Source organism: Blastopirellula sp. J2-11, from assembly GCF_024584705.1.
GTDB lineage: Bacteria > Planctomycetota > Planctomycetia > Pirellulales > Pirellulaceae > Blastopirellula.
In genome coordinates this window covers 3,042,592-3,061,383 of sequence record NZ_CP097384.1, presented here as the reverse complement: position 1 = coordinate 3,061,383, position 18,792 = coordinate 3,042,592, and the positions used below count along the sequence as shown (strand labels likewise).

At 55.6% G+C, this 18,792-nt stretch carries 17 protein-coding genes and 1 pseudogene; 5 read left to right on the top strand and 13 right to left on the bottom strand.

All coding sequences use genetic code 11. The features are described 5' to 3' along the window. Positions 1-113: 113 nt before the first annotated feature. Positions 114-896 (bottom strand): hypothetical protein, encoded by a 783-nt coding sequence (locus M4951_RS12370; RefSeq protein WP_262026785.1) that lies wholly within the window; start codon positions 894-896, stop codon positions 114-116. 11 nt (positions 897-907) lie between these two features. Further along, on the bottom strand, positions 908-1,612 hold the full coding sequence (locus M4951_RS12365) for a PTS sugar transporter subunit IIA (protein ID WP_262026784.1): 705 nt from the start codon (positions 1,610-1,612) through the stop codon (positions 908-910). Positions 1,613-1,889: 277 nt separating this feature from the next. Here M4951_RS12365 and M4951_RS12360 point away from each other — a divergent pair, with 277 nt between their 5' ends. After that, a complete protein-coding gene (locus M4951_RS12360) occupies positions 1,890-3,416 on the top strand; it encodes a UDP-N-acetylmuramoyl-L-alanyl-D-glutamate--2,6-diaminopimelate ligase (RefSeq protein WP_262026783.1) in 1,527 nt (508 codons plus the stop codon). Positions 3,417-3,495: 79 nt separating this feature from the next. Here M4951_RS12360 and M4951_RS12355 read toward each other — a convergent pair whose 3' ends face one another. The 5 genes from M4951_RS12355 to M4951_RS12335 form a co-directional block, all read right to left on the bottom strand. Further along, positions 3,496-3,825 carry a DMT family transporter gene (locus M4951_RS12355; RefSeq protein ID WP_262026782.1) on the bottom strand — a complete coding sequence of 110 codons (330 nt, stop codon included), beginning with the start codon at positions 3,823-3,825 and terminating at the stop codon, positions 3,496-3,498. 22 nt (positions 3,826-3,847) lie between these two features. After that, on the bottom strand, positions 3,848-5,185 hold the full coding sequence (locus tag M4951_RS12350; RefSeq protein ID WP_262026781.1) for a trypsin-like peptidase domain-containing protein: 1,338 nt from the start codon (positions 5,183-5,185) through the stop codon (positions 3,848-3,850). Positions 5,186-5,406: 221 nt separating this feature from the next. Further along, positions 5,407-5,880, bottom strand: coding sequence for a hypothetical protein (locus M4951_RS12345; RefSeq protein WP_262026780.1), 474 nt, complete (start codon positions 5,878-5,880; stop codon positions 5,407-5,409). A gap of 152 nt (positions 5,881-6,032) precedes the next feature. Beyond that, on the bottom strand, positions 6,033-7,148 hold the full coding sequence (locus M4951_RS12340) for a hypothetical protein (RefSeq protein ID WP_262026779.1): 1,116 nt from the start codon (positions 7,146-7,148) through the stop codon (positions 6,033-6,035). A 21-nt stretch (positions 7,149-7,169) separates the two neighbouring features. After that, positions 7,170-7,949, bottom strand: a complete 780-nt coding sequence (locus tag M4951_RS12335; RefSeq protein ID WP_262026778.1) for a 3-ketoacyl-ACP reductase — start codon at positions 7,947-7,949, stop codon at positions 7,170-7,172. A gap of 145 nt (positions 7,950-8,094) precedes the next feature. On the opposite strand from M4951_RS12335, the gene M4951_RS12330 reads away from it, so the two are divergent. After that, complete coding sequence (locus M4951_RS12330; protein ID WP_262026777.1) at positions 8,095-9,291, top strand: vitamin K epoxide reductase family protein; 1,197 nt, start codon at positions 8,095-8,097, stop codon at positions 9,289-9,291. Positions 9,292-9,312: 21 nt separating this feature from the next. Here the strand turns inward: M4951_RS12330 and M4951_RS12325 are convergent, their stop codons facing one another. The 6 genes and pseudogenes from M4951_RS12325 to M4951_RS12300 all read right to left on the bottom strand — a co-directional run bounded on the left by M4951_RS12325 (position 9,313) and on the right by M4951_RS12300 (position 14,244). Next, positions 9,313-10,083: a transposase gene (locus M4951_RS12325; protein ID WP_410050433.1), complete on the bottom strand. Its 771-nt coding sequence runs from the start codon at positions 10,081-10,083 to the stop codon at positions 9,313-9,315. Between the two features lie 18 nt (positions 10,084-10,101). Next, positions 10,102-10,272, bottom strand: a pseudogene (locus tag M4951_RS12320) (transposase family protein); the annotation flags it as partial. A gap of 338 nt (positions 10,273-10,610) precedes the next feature. Then, a complete protein-coding gene (locus M4951_RS12315; protein ID WP_262026776.1) occupies positions 10,611-11,417 on the bottom strand; it encodes a hypothetical protein in 807 nt (268 codons plus the stop codon). A 211-nt stretch (positions 11,418-11,628) separates the two neighbouring features. Next, a complete protein-coding gene (locus M4951_RS12310) occupies positions 11,629-13,053 on the bottom strand; it encodes an IS4 family transposase (RefSeq protein ID WP_262022930.1) in 1,425 nt (474 codons plus the stop codon). Positions 13,054-13,297: 244 nt separating this feature from the next. Then, positions 13,298-13,738, bottom strand: coding sequence for a hypothetical protein (locus M4951_RS12305; RefSeq protein WP_262026775.1), 441 nt, complete (start codon positions 13,736-13,738; stop codon positions 13,298-13,300). 17 nt (positions 13,739-13,755) lie between these two features. Next, entirely contained in the window at positions 13,756-14,244 is a 489-nt protein-coding gene (locus M4951_RS12300) for a hypothetical protein (protein ID WP_262026774.1), read from the bottom strand. A gap of 221 nt (positions 14,245-14,465) precedes the next feature. On the opposite strand from M4951_RS12300, the gene M4951_RS12295 reads away from it, so the two are divergent. The 3 genes from M4951_RS12295 (at position 14,466) to M4951_RS12285 (ending at position 18,382) form a co-directional block, all read left to right on the top strand. Next, the gene (locus M4951_RS12295; protein ID WP_262026773.1) at positions 14,466-14,945 is read left to right on the top strand and encodes a helix-turn-helix domain-containing protein; all 480 of its coding nucleotides are present in this window, start codon (positions 14,466-14,468) and stop codon (positions 14,943-14,945) included. A 4-nt stretch (positions 14,946-14,949) separates the two neighbouring features. Continuing rightward, positions 14,950-15,495: a transposase gene (locus M4951_RS12290; protein WP_262026772.1), complete on the top strand. Its 546-nt coding sequence runs from the start codon at positions 14,950-14,952 to the stop codon at positions 15,493-15,495. A 118-nt stretch (positions 15,496-15,613) separates the two neighbouring features. Continuing rightward, the gene (locus tag M4951_RS12285; RefSeq protein WP_262026771.1) at positions 15,614-18,382 is read left to right on the top strand and encodes a DUF4339 domain-containing protein; all 2,769 of its coding nucleotides are present in this window, start codon (positions 15,614-15,616) and stop codon (positions 18,380-18,382) included. Positions 18,383-18,792: the final 410 nt, after the last annotated feature.

Genomic DNA, 18,792 nt, shown 5'->3' with positions numbered 1-18,792 from the left:
ACCAGCGGTGGCGAGTTCCACGCCCGGCGTTCACCCTCTGATCGAAGGGAAAGCCCGCGCGGAAAACCTTTATCCTACTCTTCGCAGGCGAAATCGGCGAGAGGCGAAACCCGCTAAGATGCGGTATTCCCCGTCGTTAATCTGGCCGAAACGGCCAATTGCAGGTCGCGCAAACGGAATGGTTGGCCCAGAATCGCCGTAAATCCTACTTTGCGGGCCAACTGCTGATCCTCCCAGCGGGGCAAGCCGATGCATAAGATCCGGCTGGCGGAGGGATGATCGGCGAGAAACTGGGTCGCATCGTCGACCGACTTAGGCCCCCAATCCCATGGCTGGTACAACACGCAGGCAATCGCGGAGGCTCGCACTTTACCGCCGCCAGCTCGCCAAACGGCCGACAAGCCGAAACTTTGCACCGCGTCGGCCCAAAATTGGAAATCGACCTGCCGAGCAGCGGCGATCACGGCCAAACCTGACAGATCCTCCATTCTCTCCAGATCACGCAGTATCGTTTCTTCCGGCGGCGCGGTGAGCGGCGAGAGTTCGCCGGTCGAAGTGAACAGCGACTCCAAGCGATCGGCGGCGGATTGCCACGGGATCCACTCCGCTCCGGGGATCAATTTGCCGGTTCGCAATTCTCCGGCCGTCCAAAATCCGGCGATCGCAATCCAGCGGGCCAGCGGATAGCGCCGCCGAAGGGCGGCGAGTTCGGCCAGGGGAAACTGCCCAATACGGCTTTGCAGGACGACAATCCAATGCGGCGGCGGCGACTCTGCATCCTCAGAAACCTTGGCCGAGAGTGAGAATCGGCAGTCACCCTGTTGGCGTAATCCAGCAACCGCCGCAGAAAATTCGGTCGCTGAAGCGTCTCCCACGACCAGCACAGATCGCTGCATTGGGTTCGCCTTTACAAGTCTTCTTCAAATTCGGCGATCATTTCGATCGTCGCGATCGGGTCGGCGGCGTCACGCAGTTTCGTATAAAACGCGGAGTCGCTGATGACGCGGCTCAGCCGAGCCAACGTCCGCAGGTGCGATCGATCATCGACCGACGCGATTAGAAAAAAAACATCGGTCAAAATTCCTCGACTGCCGCCGAACGGGACCCCTTGATAGGTGCGACCCAGACAGAGAAAGCCTTCGCTGATGATGTCAGGCAAAGGTCGCCGCGGGTGAAGCAGCGCGACGCCGTTATCGAGCGCGGTGGTATGCATATTTTCGCGAGTCAGGACGGCGTCTGACATTTTCGCCGGATCCCACAGCAGGCCAGCTTCGGCGGCAAGCTCGCAAAGTTCCGAAATAATTTTTCGCGGCGATTTCCCCATTAGTGGAGTTTTGATCGTCTCGGGGCGAAGCATGCCGGCGATCGAAACCACTTCATCGTCGTTCGAGCCGCTGCGATCGAGCACGCTTTCGACCTGCACGAGCTCGGCTTCGTCCGAAAGTCCGATCCGATCTTCCAACCAATGATGGATGTCGGCTTGGCTAAAACGCCATTGTCCGGCGACCTTGCGGCCGGGAACGGTCCCTCGATTCGCGAGCTTTTCGACCTGCGGCGGGGTCAAATGGAGGTACGCGGCAAGTTGATCGATATCGAAATCCTGGCTAGCCATCGGAAGAACCCAGAAGGGAGTTTGGGGGCATTGCTTCAATCTATGCGACGAGCGGTTTTCGTCCAACCCGCCCCGCTAGCAAAATGATTGACGGCAAAGCCGGGTTGACTCTTGAGCCTTTTTGGGAAACATTCTTGGGAAATCGAAACGGTCGTCAGTTGCTTGCGAAAAGATTCGCTCGCTAGAACTTCTCGGCCGCGGCGACGTAGGACTGTTGGAACGGATTCCGATAGCACGTCCCATTCGATCAAAGTCGCAGCAGGCAAGGAGGCCGAACATGACTTTGTCTACGCAGCCAACGTCCGCGGTATCGCTTCGCCGGTTGTTGCCCGGAGCCAAAATCCTGGGCGCCGAGGACATCGTCGTCCGCTCTTGTGCGGCGAATTCGAAGCTTTGTCTGCCTGACGACCTGTTTGTCGCGATGGTCGGCGCCCATCAAGATGGGCACGATTTTGTCGAAGAAGCGGTCGCCAACGGCGCGTCGGCGATTTTGTCCGAGCGATCCTTGCCGACGACCCGACCGGTTTGCATCGTCGAGAACACCCACAGCGCCTACGCACAAATCTGCCAGGCCTTGGCTGGAGATCCCTCCAAACGGATGCGGGTGATCGGCGTCACCGGCACCAACGGCAAAACAACCGTTTGCCGCCTGATTCAATCGATCATGGAAACGGCCGGAGCGACGGTCGGCATGTCCTCTTCGCTCGGATACGACAACGGATACGATCGCCAACCGTGGGACTGCACCACGCCTAACGCTGCTGTTTTGGCCGATCTCCTCTCTCGGATGGAATTCAACGGCTGCACGCACGCCGTCGTCGAAGCCTCTAGCGAAGCTCTCTCACGGGATCGCTTGGATGGGATCGAACTGGACGCGGTGGCGATCACCAATTTGCGCCAAGATCATCTCGACGTTCATGGTTCGGTCACCAATTATCACCGAGCCAAAAAGAAAATTCTCGGCAGATTGCGCGAAACGGGTTTCGCCGTTGTTAATGCGGACGACGCCGCCTGTAACAAACTTCTCTCACAGATCGATACGCCTGCGTTGTCGGTCGCGCTGCATGGCGCCGCCGAAATCACTGCGAGCGTCGTCGAACGCCACAAAAGCGAACAAACCTTTTTGCTGTCCGCCGGCGACGAAACGGTCCCGGTTTGTACACGGATGATCGGAGATCACCATGTTTATAACTGTCTGGTCGCCGCGGCGGTTGGATTGGTTTACGGCGTTGACCTGAAGACCGTCGTACGTGGCCTGGAACGGGTCGATTCGATCCCCGGCCGGATGCAGCGGATCGAGTGTGGTCAGCCGTTTGGCGTCTTCGTCGACCTGGCTCACACCCACGACGCGTTGGCGATGGCGCTCAAATCGCTGCGTCGTGTGACGCATGGTCGCGTGATTTGCGTCTTTGGCGCCGATGGCTTAGGTGATCCCAGCAAGCGTCCGCTGTTGGGCCGCGTCGCCGAACGTGGCGCTGATCTTTCGCTGATCACCAGCGCCAATCCCGGCGACGAAAGTCCGCTGGAAGTCATTCATGACATTTTAGACGGCTACGAACGCCCGGCCCGAGCCCATGTCATCCCCAATCGCGCCGCCGCGATTGAGTGGGCGCTGTCCGAAGCGCAAACCGGAGATACAGTGCTGATCGCCGGTCGTGGAACTCCCAATCTGCAAACGTTGCGAGAAGAAGAACTGCCGCTCGACGACGTACAAATCGCTCAAAGCTGGCTCTATAATGACGTCCCGAAAGAAGCCCCGGTCGAAGATGATGGCCCAGTGCTGTTGAAATTTCCGCGCGGGTAACGTAAGGCAGGCCGTGCCTGCCGCTCATGATCAGCGCATCGATCGACTAAACTTTACAGGCACGGGCTGCCCTACGGATCTAGTGCTTCGTACCGCAGGCATTCAGCCCGACTACGCCGGCGATGATCAACAGAATGCTGATCAGTTTGACCGGCGAGAAGGTCTCACGAAAAAAACAAATGCCGATCACGGCGATCAGCGCCGTACCGACGCCCGACCAGATCGCATAGGCGTGGCTGACGTCGATCTTATTCAGCGCGAACGTCAGAGCTGTAAAAGAGCCCGCATAAAAGAAGAAGAGCAACAGCGACGGCAGAGGGCGTGTAAAGCCCTCCGACATTTTCATCGACGTCGTGCCGGCGACTTCTAGCAAAATGGCGCCGGCCAAAAATACCCAAGGTTGCATCATGTTCATCGCCTCGGGTTATTTTCTATCGCACGCGATAGTTGGCGACTGCGATGTCCCCATAATAGGTTTCGTTGTCGCGAAGAATGTAAAACTTGATCGGACGCTTCTGAGCGATAATGTCGCTCTTCAAGATATATTCCAGGTTATCGACCGAGATCGTTTCCCATTCGTGCATCCCAACCAAAACGTCGCCTACACGAATCTGATGGCGAGCCGCTGGGCTATAAGCTTTGACAGCCGTAATCTTCAGGCCGCCGCGGTACCGAGTGTTATTCGAGCGGAACTCGTTGGTCGGCACCGACTGAACGCGAATACCGAGCAGGTCCCAAGCGGCGTCGACCAGAGCGTTGGCGCCTCCTTGGCTTTGCAGGACCAGGGCGAGCGACTTTTCGTCTCCTTCGCCCCGCTGCACCTTCAGCGAGACCTCTTCGCCTGTCTCGTGATCGAGCAACGCTCGTTCAATATCCAACATCCAGCAGATATCGAGTTCGTCGACCGAAGTAATCACGTCCCCTGCCTGCACGCCGCAAAGGGAAGCAGGGCTGTTCGGATCGACCGACTTAACGTGCATTTGAGCGACGCCGTCGACGAACTTGGTTTCGCCGGTGATGCCGTGCCAGTGTCGATCGAGACGCTCAATTGACATCAGCTGCGAAGCGATATCCATCACGGTATCAACCGGAATCGCGAAGCCGATCCCCTGGGCGCCGACGCGAACGGCGACGTTGATACCGATCATCTCGCCGTCGATGTTCAACAGCGGACCGCCGCTGTTGCCGGGGTTGATGCTGGCGTCCGTTTGGATCAGGTCGTAATACTTCTGCGTGTCGCTGACTTGTACGGTGCGGTGCAAGGCGCTGATGATGCCGCGAGTCACCGAGTTTTCATAGCCGTAGGCGTTTCCGACGGCGATTACCGTCTCGCCCGGCATCAGATCCGAGGAGGTGCCTGTCTTGACGATCGGCAGCGGCTTTTCGGCGTCGACCTTGATCAGCGCCAAGTCCGTCTTTTCGTCGAACGCAATTAGCTGGGCGATGTAAGTGGTGCCGTCATGCAGCGTCACCTGAATCCGCCGCACGCCTTCAACGACATGCTGGTTGGTGATGATATAGCCGCGATCGTCCACAACGACGCCAGTCCCCATGCCGTTTACCTGGCGGGGTGCGTCGCCAATGGCGCTGGCCGTAGAAATCGTCTTGTGACCGTGAATATTCACGATCGACTCTTTCACCCCTTGCACCGCTTTGACGATCGGCGTCACACGGAGTTCGGTGCCGGCCGCAGTGCGTAACGTCAGGCAGGACGCCAAGCAGGCCAGAACGAACAGGCTTAGGGGATGACGCGAGGCAGGGTGACGCATAGAGGTCTCGTCGTTCCGTGAGTCGAGTCGAGTTCGGCTTCGTACGCCCAACCGGCGAAACGACGCAGGCAATTAGGCTCGAAACTTTCATCGGAACAGCGGGATTCTCCGCTTGATACGTCTGCCGACAACCCGCAGACTCGACCTAGTTTGACAACCTGCCAGCTAGCACTTCACGCGTCGATTGCGCTGCTGCGCAAAACTTGGGAAATAGCTCGAGTTTACGGCGCTGACTTCGTGCGCCACATCCCTTGAATCGGGCGAATCTCGGCTGGTTGATCCAGGTCAATTTGCTGCGGCAGGGGCGCGATGATCGGTCTGGCATGGACCGTCGGCGGCGGCAAAGGTTGCGGCGGATTGGTTTTAACCGGCGGGATCGAAATCGCCTCGGCTGGCGGCGCCGGCATCAGAGCGGGAGCCTGAATCGGCGCTGGCGGCGCGATCTCGGGCGACAACGGCATCTCTACTTCGACCGTTCGCCGCATCAACTCAGGGGGCGAATATTCGACCCGAGGAGCAAACGCGGGCCGCGTCGGCACCGGATGAAATTTTGGTCGCGGCGGAATCATCGGCTGGTCATAAGAGACCACCTGATGATCCGGCCCTTGAGCATTGTGCCCGTGCGATGCTCCCACCGTAGCGGTCTGGCAAGCCGCGTTGCATGTCGGCGGCGCCATCGAGTCACGATATCGCACGCCAAAACAGCCAACGGCCTGCGTTGATATCAAAAGAATTCCGAGATGGCGCCAGCTTGCCTTCATTGATCCATCCACAGGGCGCAATGTTACCTGGCTATATTCATCGTCGCGCCAGCGGCGTCAACTTCGCCGAAATCGGCAAAGTCGCTCTATTTTTCCAGCTTCTCGGTCGGCGTCGCTTCGCTGCGGAAGACAAGTCGCAGAAGTTGCATCCCGAGAAAGATCGCCAGCACGGCTAGCAATCCTAGCGGCCAGTTGCGTCCTAGCCAGCTATCGGCGCGATCGGGGATGAAGACGCCCCACACGACCATCGCCATCGCGATCCCCATTGTCGCTAGCAACAACAGACAACCGCCGGTCGCCATCATCGCTTTGAAGGTCGACTCTTCCGAGATCTCATTTTCGCGCAGCGCAATCATGCGTTGGCGGCGCAGGCTTATCAGCACCGCTTCACTCGCTTCCAGCGCATGCGCCGCTTCGTTCCAGGCCAGCGTCGCAGGCTCGCCGCGGATCGCTTGTTGCAACTCGGCCAGCGCGAACTCGGCGTCTTCGTCGGTCAGCGCCGCACGCAACTGCCAGCGCGGGCGATCATGTTCGGCCAGAAACATGACCTCGAGCGATCGATCCCCGCGCAGCAGATCCCAGCGGATCGCCTGACCGGTACGGGTCCCCATTTGCACCGTCAACCGCGAGAAATCATCCGCCGTCGGCGTCGGCCCAGTCGCCGAGATCGACGTGATCTCGCCAAACGTCGCGACCACCCACGCAATATCGCCGGCCAGTGACTTCAAGATCGCCGCGCGCGACGTATCGCGGGCCTGGCGCTCGATCACAATTTGATCAATCGCTCCCAGATCTTCAGGCAGTTCCGCCGTTTGTCGAATCGCAAAACTAGCTTCACTCTCTAGATTGGGACAACAACTCACTAGTACGCAGCCGGTATCGCGACGAATCATCTCCAACTCTAGCGCAAAGATCATTTCGCAAGCCGGATGGACCAGCAACAACGGCAACCCTTCTTGCACATAGGCTCGCAGCGCCGATTCCTGTTCTGGCTTGTTCGACCGTGTGACGATCGCCGCGTCGACCACGCCGCCGAGATATTCTTCCCAACCGGCGAAAAACCGCAGCTGCGGAAATCGGCTCGCTAACTCTTCGGCGCAAGTTTGCGCATCGACGGCGGCCACGACTTGATGACCAAGTCGCTGCGCCGCCTGCGCCAATCGAAGCGTATCTTCGTCGCATCCAAGCAAACCGAGACGCATCGCTTCCCCTTTCAAAAGGGACTAGAGCTTTCGCAGATGGAAACCGCCGTCCACATTGATCCGCTCGCCGGTGCTAAAGGGAAACAAGTCGCGAGCAATCGCCAAGATCGCTTTGGCGACATCTTGCGGCTGACCCCAGCGGCGAATCGGCGTCATGCCGTCGGCGATCAACTGATCGTACTTTTCTTTGACCGGCGCCGTCATATCACTTGCGATCACGCCGGGACAAATCTCGAAAACCTGAATCCCATCATCGGCCAACCGTTCGGCCAGCAGCCAGGTCATCATTTGCAGGCCTGCTTTGGCCATACAATAGTCGGCCCGGTTCGCCGACACCGCATAGGACGACAGCGACGAGATATTGATGATCTTACCACTTGGGATCTGCTTCGCGCCGATCTGATCAATCATCGACAAGGCCGCCGACTGACTGAGAAAGAACGGCCCTTTCAAATTGGTGTCAAACACCAGGTCCCAATTTTCCTCGGTCGCTTCCAGCAGATCTTTCCGCCCTGGCGAAGTGATCCCAGCGTTGTTGACCAACAAATCGAGTCGACCAAACGCGGCGAGCGTCTTCTCTAACAGAGCGGTTCGCCCGGCCGGTTCGGCGACACTGGCCCCCACGGCGATCGCACGTCCGCCGGCCGCTTCGATCTCGGCGACCACCTCGTCGGCGGCGTCACGGCGACTGTTGTAGTTGATCGTAACTGCAAATCCATCGGCCGCCAAAGCGGTCGCAATCGCTCGTCCAATTCCTCGCGAACTGCCAGTAACCACAGCGACAGGCAAGCTTTTCGACACGAATATCCCCTCCCAAAAGGCGTAACTTCTGCGTGAATCAACCTAGAACCGGCCGGCTGGCCTGTCAACGCACAGGAAATGGGACTCGGCGGCAACTACAATAGACGGAGCGTTTCCTCCCATGTTTAACACCCCCTGATGACTTATGCTTCGTTCTGCTTTGTTGGCTGTGTTGATTGTCGGCCTGGCGTTGTGCGGCTATTTAACCTACGCCAGTTTGACCGCGTCGCCGGTCGCCGGCTGTGGATTCCATTCCTCGTGCCATGACGTTCTCACCAGCGAATGGTCAAAATGGTTTACGCTGCCGGTCAGCGTCGTGGGGTTTGCGCTCTACGCGTCGGCGCTCGGAATCTTGGTAATGACGCTCTGCCCGATTCCAGAAGAAACCCGTCAGCAAGGCGGACAATTCGTCGTCATCCTGATGACTCTGGCGGCGGCTTCGGCGGTTTGGTTTATCGGAATTCAAGCTGGCGTTTTGGGCAAATTTTGCCCGTATTGCATGGCCGCGCATGCCTGCTCGCTGATCGCCGTCGTCTTGGCCTGGATCGCGTTTCCTCCACAAGTACGTCAGGCGACGTCGGCCGGCGTCGTCAGCTTCCTCGGTTTGGTGCTGCTGGTCTTTGGTCAAGTCGCGATGCCCGAACCAGAAGGCCCGCGCAACGCCGTCGTGCAATTAGAGCAACGCCTCAAGGTCGAACTTCGTTTGAAGTCGCCCGAGGAAGAAACGACCGAAAAGTCGCGTCCTTACTTGTTCGCCGGCGACAGTGTCGAGATCGACACCTACGCTTGGCCAATCTTGGGCGATCCCGAAGCCGAGTTTGTCGTGATCGACGTGATGGACTATACCTGCGACTATTGCCGCGATGCGAGTCATTTTCTGGATGAAGCCCGCAAGCAGTACGATGGCAAGTTGGCGGTGATCGTGATGCCGCTGCCGCTCTCCCACCACTGCAACGCTTACGTGCCGGAGACCGAACCCGAACATGAAAGCGCCTGCCAACTCGCCTATCTGGCGATCAATCTATGGCGCAACAAGCCGGAAGATTTTGACGAGTTCCATCACTGGTTGTTCGCAGGCGACGAGTTCCATACGCAAGAAGAAACGCTCGCCTATCTCGACAAGAAGTATGGTAGTGAATTTGTCGACAAGCTGATCCAAGATGATACGCCGGCGCAGTTCATCGACGAAGCGCTCCGACTCGCCGATCCCGAGCGCCCCAAACCGCTGTTCGGCCTCATGCCGGCGATCATCGGCAAAACCCAAGTCTCCGAAGGCGCGTTTTCGCAACTCGAAGAAATCATGCAACCCTTTGAAGTCGACTTCGGCGCCCCCGGCAACTAAAAAGGGGACGGGGGTCTTTTTTCACGCCCGGTCTTTTCGAGGGCGACCGCGGGGGCGCAGCGTATAGCCCAAACCTGTCCGCTGCACTACCTTTTGCGTCCACTCGGCATCGCCGTACGGTCGACCACGCCCGACGCACTCGCGCAATGCGTTCAGCTCCTTTTCACTGAGCGGCTGGTTCACACGCTGGATCCACTTCGGCGTCCGCGGAATCGGCCAACGTGAAAGTAGGCCGGGGCTGCGATCCGCTTTCTGCGACCAACGCCAGAGCGAACCCCAGCGCCAATCTTCGGCCCGCTTCACCAATTTCGCTCGCAGCGGGTTTCGCTCGACGTATCGGCAAACAACCAAGAAGTGATCGTCGTCGGCAATCGGAAAACTTTTGAAGCGAGACTGGTACAAGTGCCCTTCGCCTGCCGTATGATAGTGAGCGTGGTAGCGCTGCGTATGGGTCGCCGTCACCCAGCGCAGCAACCGGCCCATCATGCCGTCCTGCGACGGCCGAAGAACCATGTGCCAATGATTTGGCATCAGCGTCAACGAAAAGAGTTCGACCGGATACCGCTGCAGACCTTCGCCCAACACGCGAAGAAACGCTTCGTAGTCTTCCTCTTTGTGAAAGAGCGTTTGCCGCGCATTTCCACGATTCAGAGCATGGTAAATCGAACCCCCTTCATCCGCACGCTTTTGTCTGGGCATGTTTTTTCCCGCGAACAGAGTGGCCCGAACTTGAACGAAAACAGGATAACAGATTTTCCCGACACAAAAAAGACCCCCGTCCCCTTTATGCACGTCCCCTTTATGCACGCCCTCCTTCTTCGCTTTGGCCCAAATGGCGATCGCAACAAAATCGTCCGCCCCGCTCAGCATGGCGCGCAGCGCCATCGTCACGACGTTGACTAGCGGATAGGTGACCTTGCGCGTGCGTGGATCGGTCAACTCCGCAAAGTGCTGTTGAAGCGAAGCATTGGAAGAGGGCATGCCAAAGACGTTTCTGAAAAACGAACGCCTGGCCGCAACCCAGCGATCACAAAACTGCGAGACGCTCTTGCCGGATTGTCACAGAATGCCCCTCATGGCGCAATCGCCGTGAGGGGAGAAGGGAGTTAGTTTGCGATGGCAGAGTTAGAGATATGATTACCCCCCCATCTTGTAAACAATGTACGAGTATATTACGAAGACAATGTACGGCGTCACAAACAACACCGCCATCATTCCTGTGCTTGGGGTGCCCCAGAATTCCTTCACGGAAATCGCAATAGCCCAAGCAACCAAAACGGAAACTACAAACCCAAGGTAAAGAAAGGCCTTCCCGCGAATCATTCGTTTATCCACCGATAAAACCCGTATGAAAAGATGCCCCCGAGCGCTGCGCCGCCAATGACAAGATTTTCCGGTGTAGATGCAGCCTGCACCGCAAATTCGTGCAGATACTCATCTCCTTGGCCGTTAAGAGACGCGCCTAAGTGCAATAGTTCGTGACGACCGGCCCGCCTTCCATAAGCTGTTGTTGGGGTTCCTTGGAGCCAGTACTTCTTTGGAACGACCACTCGGTTACGAGCATACACCACGTATCCTTCTCTTCCGAATGGGAACAAACCTGAAAAAATGTGCTCTGTTCTTGCAAAAGTTACGTCGTTTTCCAGTGCCGTTACGATGTCATCAACCCCAACCGAATGCTTTTGGCCCAAACGTCCGGCAATTCGGTTGTAGCGGCGGATAGCCTTCGCCATCTCCGGTGAGCGAGCGATTGCCAAGTAAACCTCCTTCAAACTATCATCCACCGTTCCGCCGGGTTGAACTAAGCCAATTAGGCCTTGTCCTCTTGCGCCGAAGGGACCATTAACTGACCGGGGGGAAAGGGCAGAACCGCGCAGCCGCCCAATCAATCCCCCAGCAATTCCTCCAACCATCATCCCTAGCATAGCGCCATGCAACGTCCCTGCCGTAGTGCCGTCGATTGCATATCCCGCAATCGCGCCCGCTCCGGCGCCCACTAGGTCGGGGCCAATTTTAACTATACCACTCATCAGCGCCCGCTGCGTGCCGAATTTCGCCGCCGTCAATGCGCCGCTGGAGAAATCGCCTGCGAGTCCGCCGACTAGGCCTCCTGCAGACCAAGCCATTCCGACTTGACCTGGAGTTCCTCCTAGGGCGGATGTCGTTCCCGCGGCGCCGACGGAGCCGACGAGCGAGCCAATTCCCCCCAATGGATTGATCGCTCCGAATGCTGCGCCAAGGCCGGCCCCAAGGACAATGTCGCTGGTACTCGCTCCGACCTGGTAAGGACGTGAAAAAGGGGACGATGGTGAATGGCACTGTCAAACGTAAGTCGCTTCAGGTGCATCCTTTAGCGATTTCGGTCCGCGGGACGTTTCGCGGCTTTTGCATTAGATCGTACTGCTTCGGTCTTCGTTTGAGGACGCGTGGTTCCTGTCGCCCCGGGCGATTGGCGACCTCGCAGCGTGCGATGTGCTGGAGCGCGATTTCCATTTGCAGCGAGAAGGTTGCAGCGCTCAGCTGTCCAGCGGCGGTCAGCATCCAAGTCGACAAGAGGTATTGGCAGGTGTTGGTAAAGCTGATCTGACGGGGAAGCTTTTGGTGCACGAAAGCGGCGCCGGCCGCAGTCGTGCGGATCAGATTGTAGGCCAGAAGCGTCGCCCAGAGTTCACGGCGAACCATCTGGGGAGATTTGCAGCGTACCTGCCACGGGTTCAGCGAAGTCTTGATGTGGCCGATGTCCGTTTCCGCGTTCCAGCGAAAGCCGTAGAGGTCGGCGATCGATTGCTTGTCGTATTGGCGAGGAGCCAGCAGCGTCGTGATAACCGTCAATGATTTCGTGCGACGACCTTTCTCGACAACCCAGTAACGAATCTCTCTCAAGATAAGCGTCGGGGGGATTAACTGGTACGTTTCCACGTCCATCCACTTCGGGCGTTGAGGGCGTTCCCACAAGATCTGGTGATCGTATTTTCCCAATCGCATGCCGCGCCGGAAATCACTATGTCGCAAGTGATGCTTGCGAGCGCAGACCTGAGCTCCCTGGCCAACGAGCGCCGCGATCATCATGAAGGAGCAGTAGTAGCGATCCATCACGGCGACATCTCCTTTGGTGAACCGCCAAAGCAGCGAACGCAGCAGTGCGGTTTCTCCGGTCTGCTTTCCTTGGTAAGGGCCGATCGCCGCATCCATGACGCACGCCGTCGCTAGCGAAACGATCGCAACCGCGCGGGCAACGGGAAATCCACATCCCGGTTTCTGCCCTTTCTGTTGCGGATACTCGGCCTGGTTCTTTGGCGTGTCCGGCATGTTGAACGTAAAGCCGTCGACCAGCTTGGCGTGCATCCCCTTCCACAGCCAGCTTGGATCAGCGGCCGACTCCACGTCCGCAGCAATGGCGGCGGCCAGTTCGTGGAGCGCCTGTTCGGAAAGCTTCGCCCGCGCGCGACAATAGTCGCCGGTGTCTGAGGTCGGCGGCTGCTCGCCGCGCTGAATGCAGTACGTCACGACACGCGCCACCGCGGATTGACAAGAAGCTTCTTTGCCGTCGCGCAGCACTTGACCAAGAAACGACCAGACCATCACGGCGGTGCTGTAAACGGCCCCCAAGCCGAACAGGTTTCGATGCTTGGCGAAGACTTCCGCAATCCGCTCGGCCGAGAGGAGATCGGCAAATGGCAATCCCTCACGCGCCAAGAAAGCGTCGGTGATCTTTTGAAAATCGGAGCTGCATGGCGATTCAGAATTTGGTAAAGCAGCCATAAAAAAACCCTCCTTGGTCGAATCACGGCAAGTGAAACCAAGGAGGGCGTAAACAACATCGCCTGGGAGGGCGAAAAACTTGAATAACTTCAAGCTTGATCGGGTATAAAAAGAAATCCCGCTCAAGCCAAGATCAACTTACGCGCAGATTGAATTTTGACAGTGCCATTCAACGCCGTCCCCTTTTTACACGTCCGTTTTGGGCATCATCGAATAGGCTCTAAGCGCAGAACGAAAAGGAATATCAATCGTCAGGCTCAAGCGATTGAAAATGATATTGGTTGAGTAGTTGAACGATTCTCGTCGCTCCGTCCGGAAATTTACCTGTGCCGCCATAGTAATAGTTGCGATCGTCTAACGAAATTCCTGCCGGATTGTGTCCTGTCCAGCGCACAAGCAGAGTGGTCGTGGATCCATCTGGGTGTTGTAGTATGACGTCTGCGACATGGTAATCAAATTTCGGATTAATCGTTTGCGTGCAGGGTGCGACTGGCCTGATCAGAAATGCAAATTCTTCAATGCTCTCTTCGGGAACTTCGACGGAATCAATCGCCGAAAAATTAAGTTCGGGTACTTCGCGAACTTTTGCGGATATTTTGGAAATCGGACGAAGCGATGGGATAGATGCATGGCTATGACAACCGGCCCAAACTGCAAGGAGGATCAACAACACTGGAAGTCGCATCAGGTTGTCCTTGTTTTTTACTTGACGCCCCGTGGGCATAGTGGAGTTCGGATGTGCTCTTTTATTGGAGTCACAATATAAATTGATCCAGCTATATCAGCGGAATACAGCGCCGACTTATGTTTTACAGTGAGGTTTGGATTCTGACTAACGCCATAGTCCATAGTCTCATAGAAGCGGACGGAAAGATCGTTGTTTTGATGGACCGTCACAAAATCAAAAACAGTGAGTTTGCCCATTGGCGTAACACCTGGAACCGAACCCCTGACCATTTTAATTGCGTCCAGATCATACTCAGCATTCGAGCCAGGTTTTAAAAGGTGGGTGAGTTGCGAGTTAAGATAGTTGCTCTGGTAGACTGTGATGACAATTCGAGTATCTTTGGAATTTGTGCGAATCATCTCTTCTTGTGCCTTGACTGCGGCCGGCAAATTTTCAAACGCACGAGCACCCTGAGCGTTGAACGCCTCGCCATAGAAATTTAAACGAAGCATGTTCAGTCCCATGCATCCTTTTTCGTATGTACTATACTCGTGGGTTTTTACAGGAAAAAGAAAAAAAGGCTCATGTTTGCGAATGCATATTTTTTGCATTACATAAGGTGCATCAAAGCTTATTGACGACTGCGCTAGTAATCAAAGCTTCTCTTTGCTTGCCCCAAAACGCGACGCCGTTGTAAAATTATCTTACGGCAAGGCGATTGGTGCGTGCAAATGGAGTAAGTGCGATGCGTCCTCACGGCACGGCGGCGGAATTGGAAGCTCGACGGATGAAGGCGTTGGATTTGGTTCGCCAAGGTTGGCGCGTCAAGGATGTCGCCGAGGCGTTGGGGGTATCAGCCACGACCGTTTCGACTTGGAAGAACACGCCTGGCGGCAAGCGGGCGATCAAGTCGAAACCGCAGCACGTGCCACAGTGCCGACTTAGCGCATCGCAAAAACGGCAACTCCGCTCGCTTCTGATGAAAGGGGCGGCTGCAGCAGGCTTTCCGACGGATCTCTGGACGACGAAGCGCGTGGCGGAAGTCGTGCGGCGCGAGTTCGACATCAATTACAACGCCGATCACCTCGGCCGAATCTTGCACGATCTTGGCTTTAGCTGTCAGAAGCCAACGAAGCAGGCTCGCGAGCAAGATCCGCAAGCGATCGTCGAGTGGCGGCGTAGCAACTGGCCACGGATAAAAAAGGGGCCAACGCAGCGAAGCTAGCGTCGTGCTGATCGATGAAAGCGGCTTTCAATTGCAACCGTTGGTGCGCAGAACCTGGGCCCCACAAGGAGCAACGCCTGTGATGCGAAACTGGGATCGACACGATCGCGTCACGGCCTTGGCCGCTCTCTGCTGGACGCCGATCAATTGTCGTGTGCAGCTTCACTTTCAGTTGCTCAACCATAACGCGACTGCGGAAGACTTCGTCGAATTTCTGCAAATGCTTCACCAGCAACTACAGCGTAAGCTGATCATCGTGTGGGACCGACTTGGCGCACATCGCAAAGCAGCGCGAGCCTTCCGCACGCTAAAGATCCCCTGGGCGAAGTTTGAATGGCTGCCGCCGTACTGCCCCGAGTTGAACCCAGTCGAACATGTCTGGTCAACGACCAAGTGGGGTCGGCTTTGCAACTGGCCGGCCGAAGATATTTACGATCTAGCAGGCGGCGTCCATGAAGACTTCGATGCTCAAGCCGCTAGTGAAGACTTGTTACGCAGCCATTTCCGTAGTGCGGGACTTGTTTTGAATTGCTTGCGCAGACGTCAATAGGTTCAACGGATACTTCCCACACGTTGCAACTTCGCACACAAGTACTATTACGCGGCTTGAGCCTGGGCTAGAACACGAGACTTGACAACAACCTCCAATGGGGATTGGCAACTAGTTCATGGGGTGGGATACTGTTTGTTTCCTTCCAGTTCAAGACAATGCTTGGCAAACTAAAATTAAAGTCGGTTGCCGCTTTCTTTCGAGTGGCGAAGACGAGCATGCTGTTCGCGTCTCTGTTCGCATCAACACCAAATTGATGACGATAAATCATTCCCCAATGGTTTACCGGTCTTCGAGGAAATCCATGTCAACAAATACAGAGTGGTATTTTCAGCAAGATGGCGTGCGACGAGGGCCTGTTACTTCTCGACAATTGCGAGATCTTGCACAAAGCGGCAAAATTACGCGTGAAACGCTGGTCTTCCGGGAGGGGATGAAGAAGTGGGCGAAAGCCCAACGAGTTGCAGGCCTGTTTCCCGCTGATAAACTAGCAGCGGCCGACTCCACGATCGAACCCTTGGTGCAACCCATCACGAATGTTGTCGAGCCACCGAAAGTCACGCCCGACCCAGAAAACGACTCCGAGCCGCAGGCTAGCGTTTCGTCGATAAGCTCGCTCTCGCGCGGCACTCTTGTCGCGATTGTCGTGAGCGCGATGGGTTTCTTCGTACTGCTCTGTGGAGGCGCTGGCATTCTTGCGATGGCAAGTTTCATGGACACCCCACAAACAGCCACAGCACCGCCGATGCAACCACAGCAGGCGTTAGAGAAAGTTCGAGAATCTCTTAAAGCGGCGTCAACCTCTCGCGATCGTGATCAGGGATTAGGAATGAATCCCGAGGATTTGAAGTTGCTACAACAATTGAACGCTGCGCCTGCGGCTACCCAAAACAAGTTGTGGCAAGCGATGGCGGGCGTTTATGTAAGAGATCCATTCGTCAGAGAGCATTATCCTGACTTCGACGATGTCGCAGAAGCCGAACTAGCGCGATCCGGTTTTACGATCGGAAAAATCTTCACCCATGAAAACAATGTTTCGATCGACAAGCCTTTCGTATTGGTCGACTACGATCTCCTTTTCGACGAAGAGAAAAAACATCAAACCTTGCTCGTTAAGGCCTATTTGATACGGCGCGGCTTCGTGTTTGTCGAGGGAGAGTTTCGCCCAGTTGTTGCAATCGTTGCCCGCGGGATGGATTCCCGAGCCGGGAAGTGGGCGTCCCAGGACGAGGTGGCCAAGATGATGCGCACTGCGATTGAAGCGATGACCAAGGACTTGAAAAGCCGCGAGGCAAGTTCGCGTGATTGGAGTCCACTGGCGAAACTTCTCGATTATGAAAACGATGCGTCAGAAAACAGTCAACGCAATAAGTTAGATCGCCTCCGTGATGCGTTTTCAACTTTTTACCAAGCAGAAGCAACCCATTTGGAGGCAAAGATAGCCGATCTTAGTTTCAATTTAGCGGTGCCGGAGGATGAGTGGACTGAAAAGACGAAAGCACTTATTAAGGACTCGCCGCAGTGGGCTCCTTTTTGCATGAATGTCTATGCGACGCCCATGCCTAAGATCCCAAGCGTGCGACTAGGGGATTTTTGGGTTCGGGAAGAATCGATCGGTCTCTTGAATTTTGGCGTGAATAAAGAGTGGGCGAAGCGTGAATGGACAACGTACTTGCATTCAGCAGGAATTGGGACAACCAGCGGACCGACGCTTCGGCTTCAACTCTACACGACCAATTCTTACTATGATGAAAAAGCAGAAGACTATCATTGCGGCGTCATATGCGACGCAATTCTGAAGCATGATGACTTTATCTATCGCGAAAAAGGAAGGTTCTACCGGGTTCCGGCGATCACGCTTTCGACGCTGCGATTTGCGGATGACGCATACATTGGTCGATCGCTTGATGAGGATTCCGTGATGCGAACTTATTCGGAGTTTGTCAAACGCGAAGGTTTGACGATGGTCAAGCGTTTGCAAGGTCCGTGGCTAGCGGCCGATCTCGATACGAGCAATTTAGAGGTTACACTCAACTTCGGGGCAAAGTTGCTAATAGACGTTAAGCGGCAAAACGAAATTGACCGTGCCAAAAGCAAAAAGAGAATTGAAACGCTCACCCCAGGCATTTTTCGATATCTCAAAACGAAAAACAGATACCACGTGCCAGACGATGTCATCCAGCAAATCGCCCATAAAATCGCCGTCGAACTTGATCATCCTAAATTGCGCAAGTTTGCCGAAGAGTCGTGGAAAGAGACGACAAATGGATCGATGGTCGATTTGGATGCGATCGCCCAATCTGCGAACAATGAATCACTGGGTTCCGATGGTCACAAAGCTGCCTGGCAAGCCAAGCAGCAAATTTGTAATTTTTCTCCGCTTGTCTACTACGCATTGGATCGGCCGCTCACGTTCAAACCTGGCTCTTTCCCGATCAAGCTGCCAGACGGCTATCAGCAACGCGTTCAGAGGATTCGACCAGCTACCAACAATATGCTGAGCCGCGAGGATGTGACAACCCTTTTTGACGTTCTGTTTAAAGGCAAAGATCGACTGCAAGAGTATGATGATCGAATGGCGGCGCTCGATGCATTGAGACGTGATCAAGATAGGCTGGAACAGTTTCAAGTTATTCATTCAGAATATGAGGTCCCGAAGAACGGCAAGGACGGTGGGCATCGATTCTTCTGGTACAAATCGCGACCGAGCGATGCCGACGCAATTGTTCGTGAATTCGGCCCGCTAGTTCCAATGATTTTCCGTGAGTTTCGTGTTGAGCCCGTCCAATTGTCTCCTGAGCGTCTAGAAGACACCGACCAGATGAAGCGAGAACTCACGAATGAAACACCGATGAAGAGCGGTCGTACTCGAGGGCGCGGGCTGTAGGCGACCCAGGGATTTTGAGTACTTTCTTGTCGACTCGGAAAACTCAATTTGCAGTCCTGCAATTAAAAGGCAAGAGCGGCAGTGAGAATCTAAATGTCCGCCCCAAAAGAGATGCACAAAATAATGGACGAAACGTCAAAGAACGTGTGCTTTTCAGAGAATTACTGGAACGAGAAAACGCAAAAAACGCCGAGAAATACGGCTGGGTATCACTGGCCTTTTTCAGCCAGTGTCTTCTCTTTCTACCATTTCGAGACTCGGAACAAGCTAGAAGACTCCGATTCCTATTTTTTGATTCGGCTGCATGATTGCTTTATCTTCCCGTTGATGGTCGCCCGATGATCACAGCGTGGTTCATCACAGCGATGTTAGTGCAGGTCGCAGGTAGACGCTACGACTGCGTCGCTTCG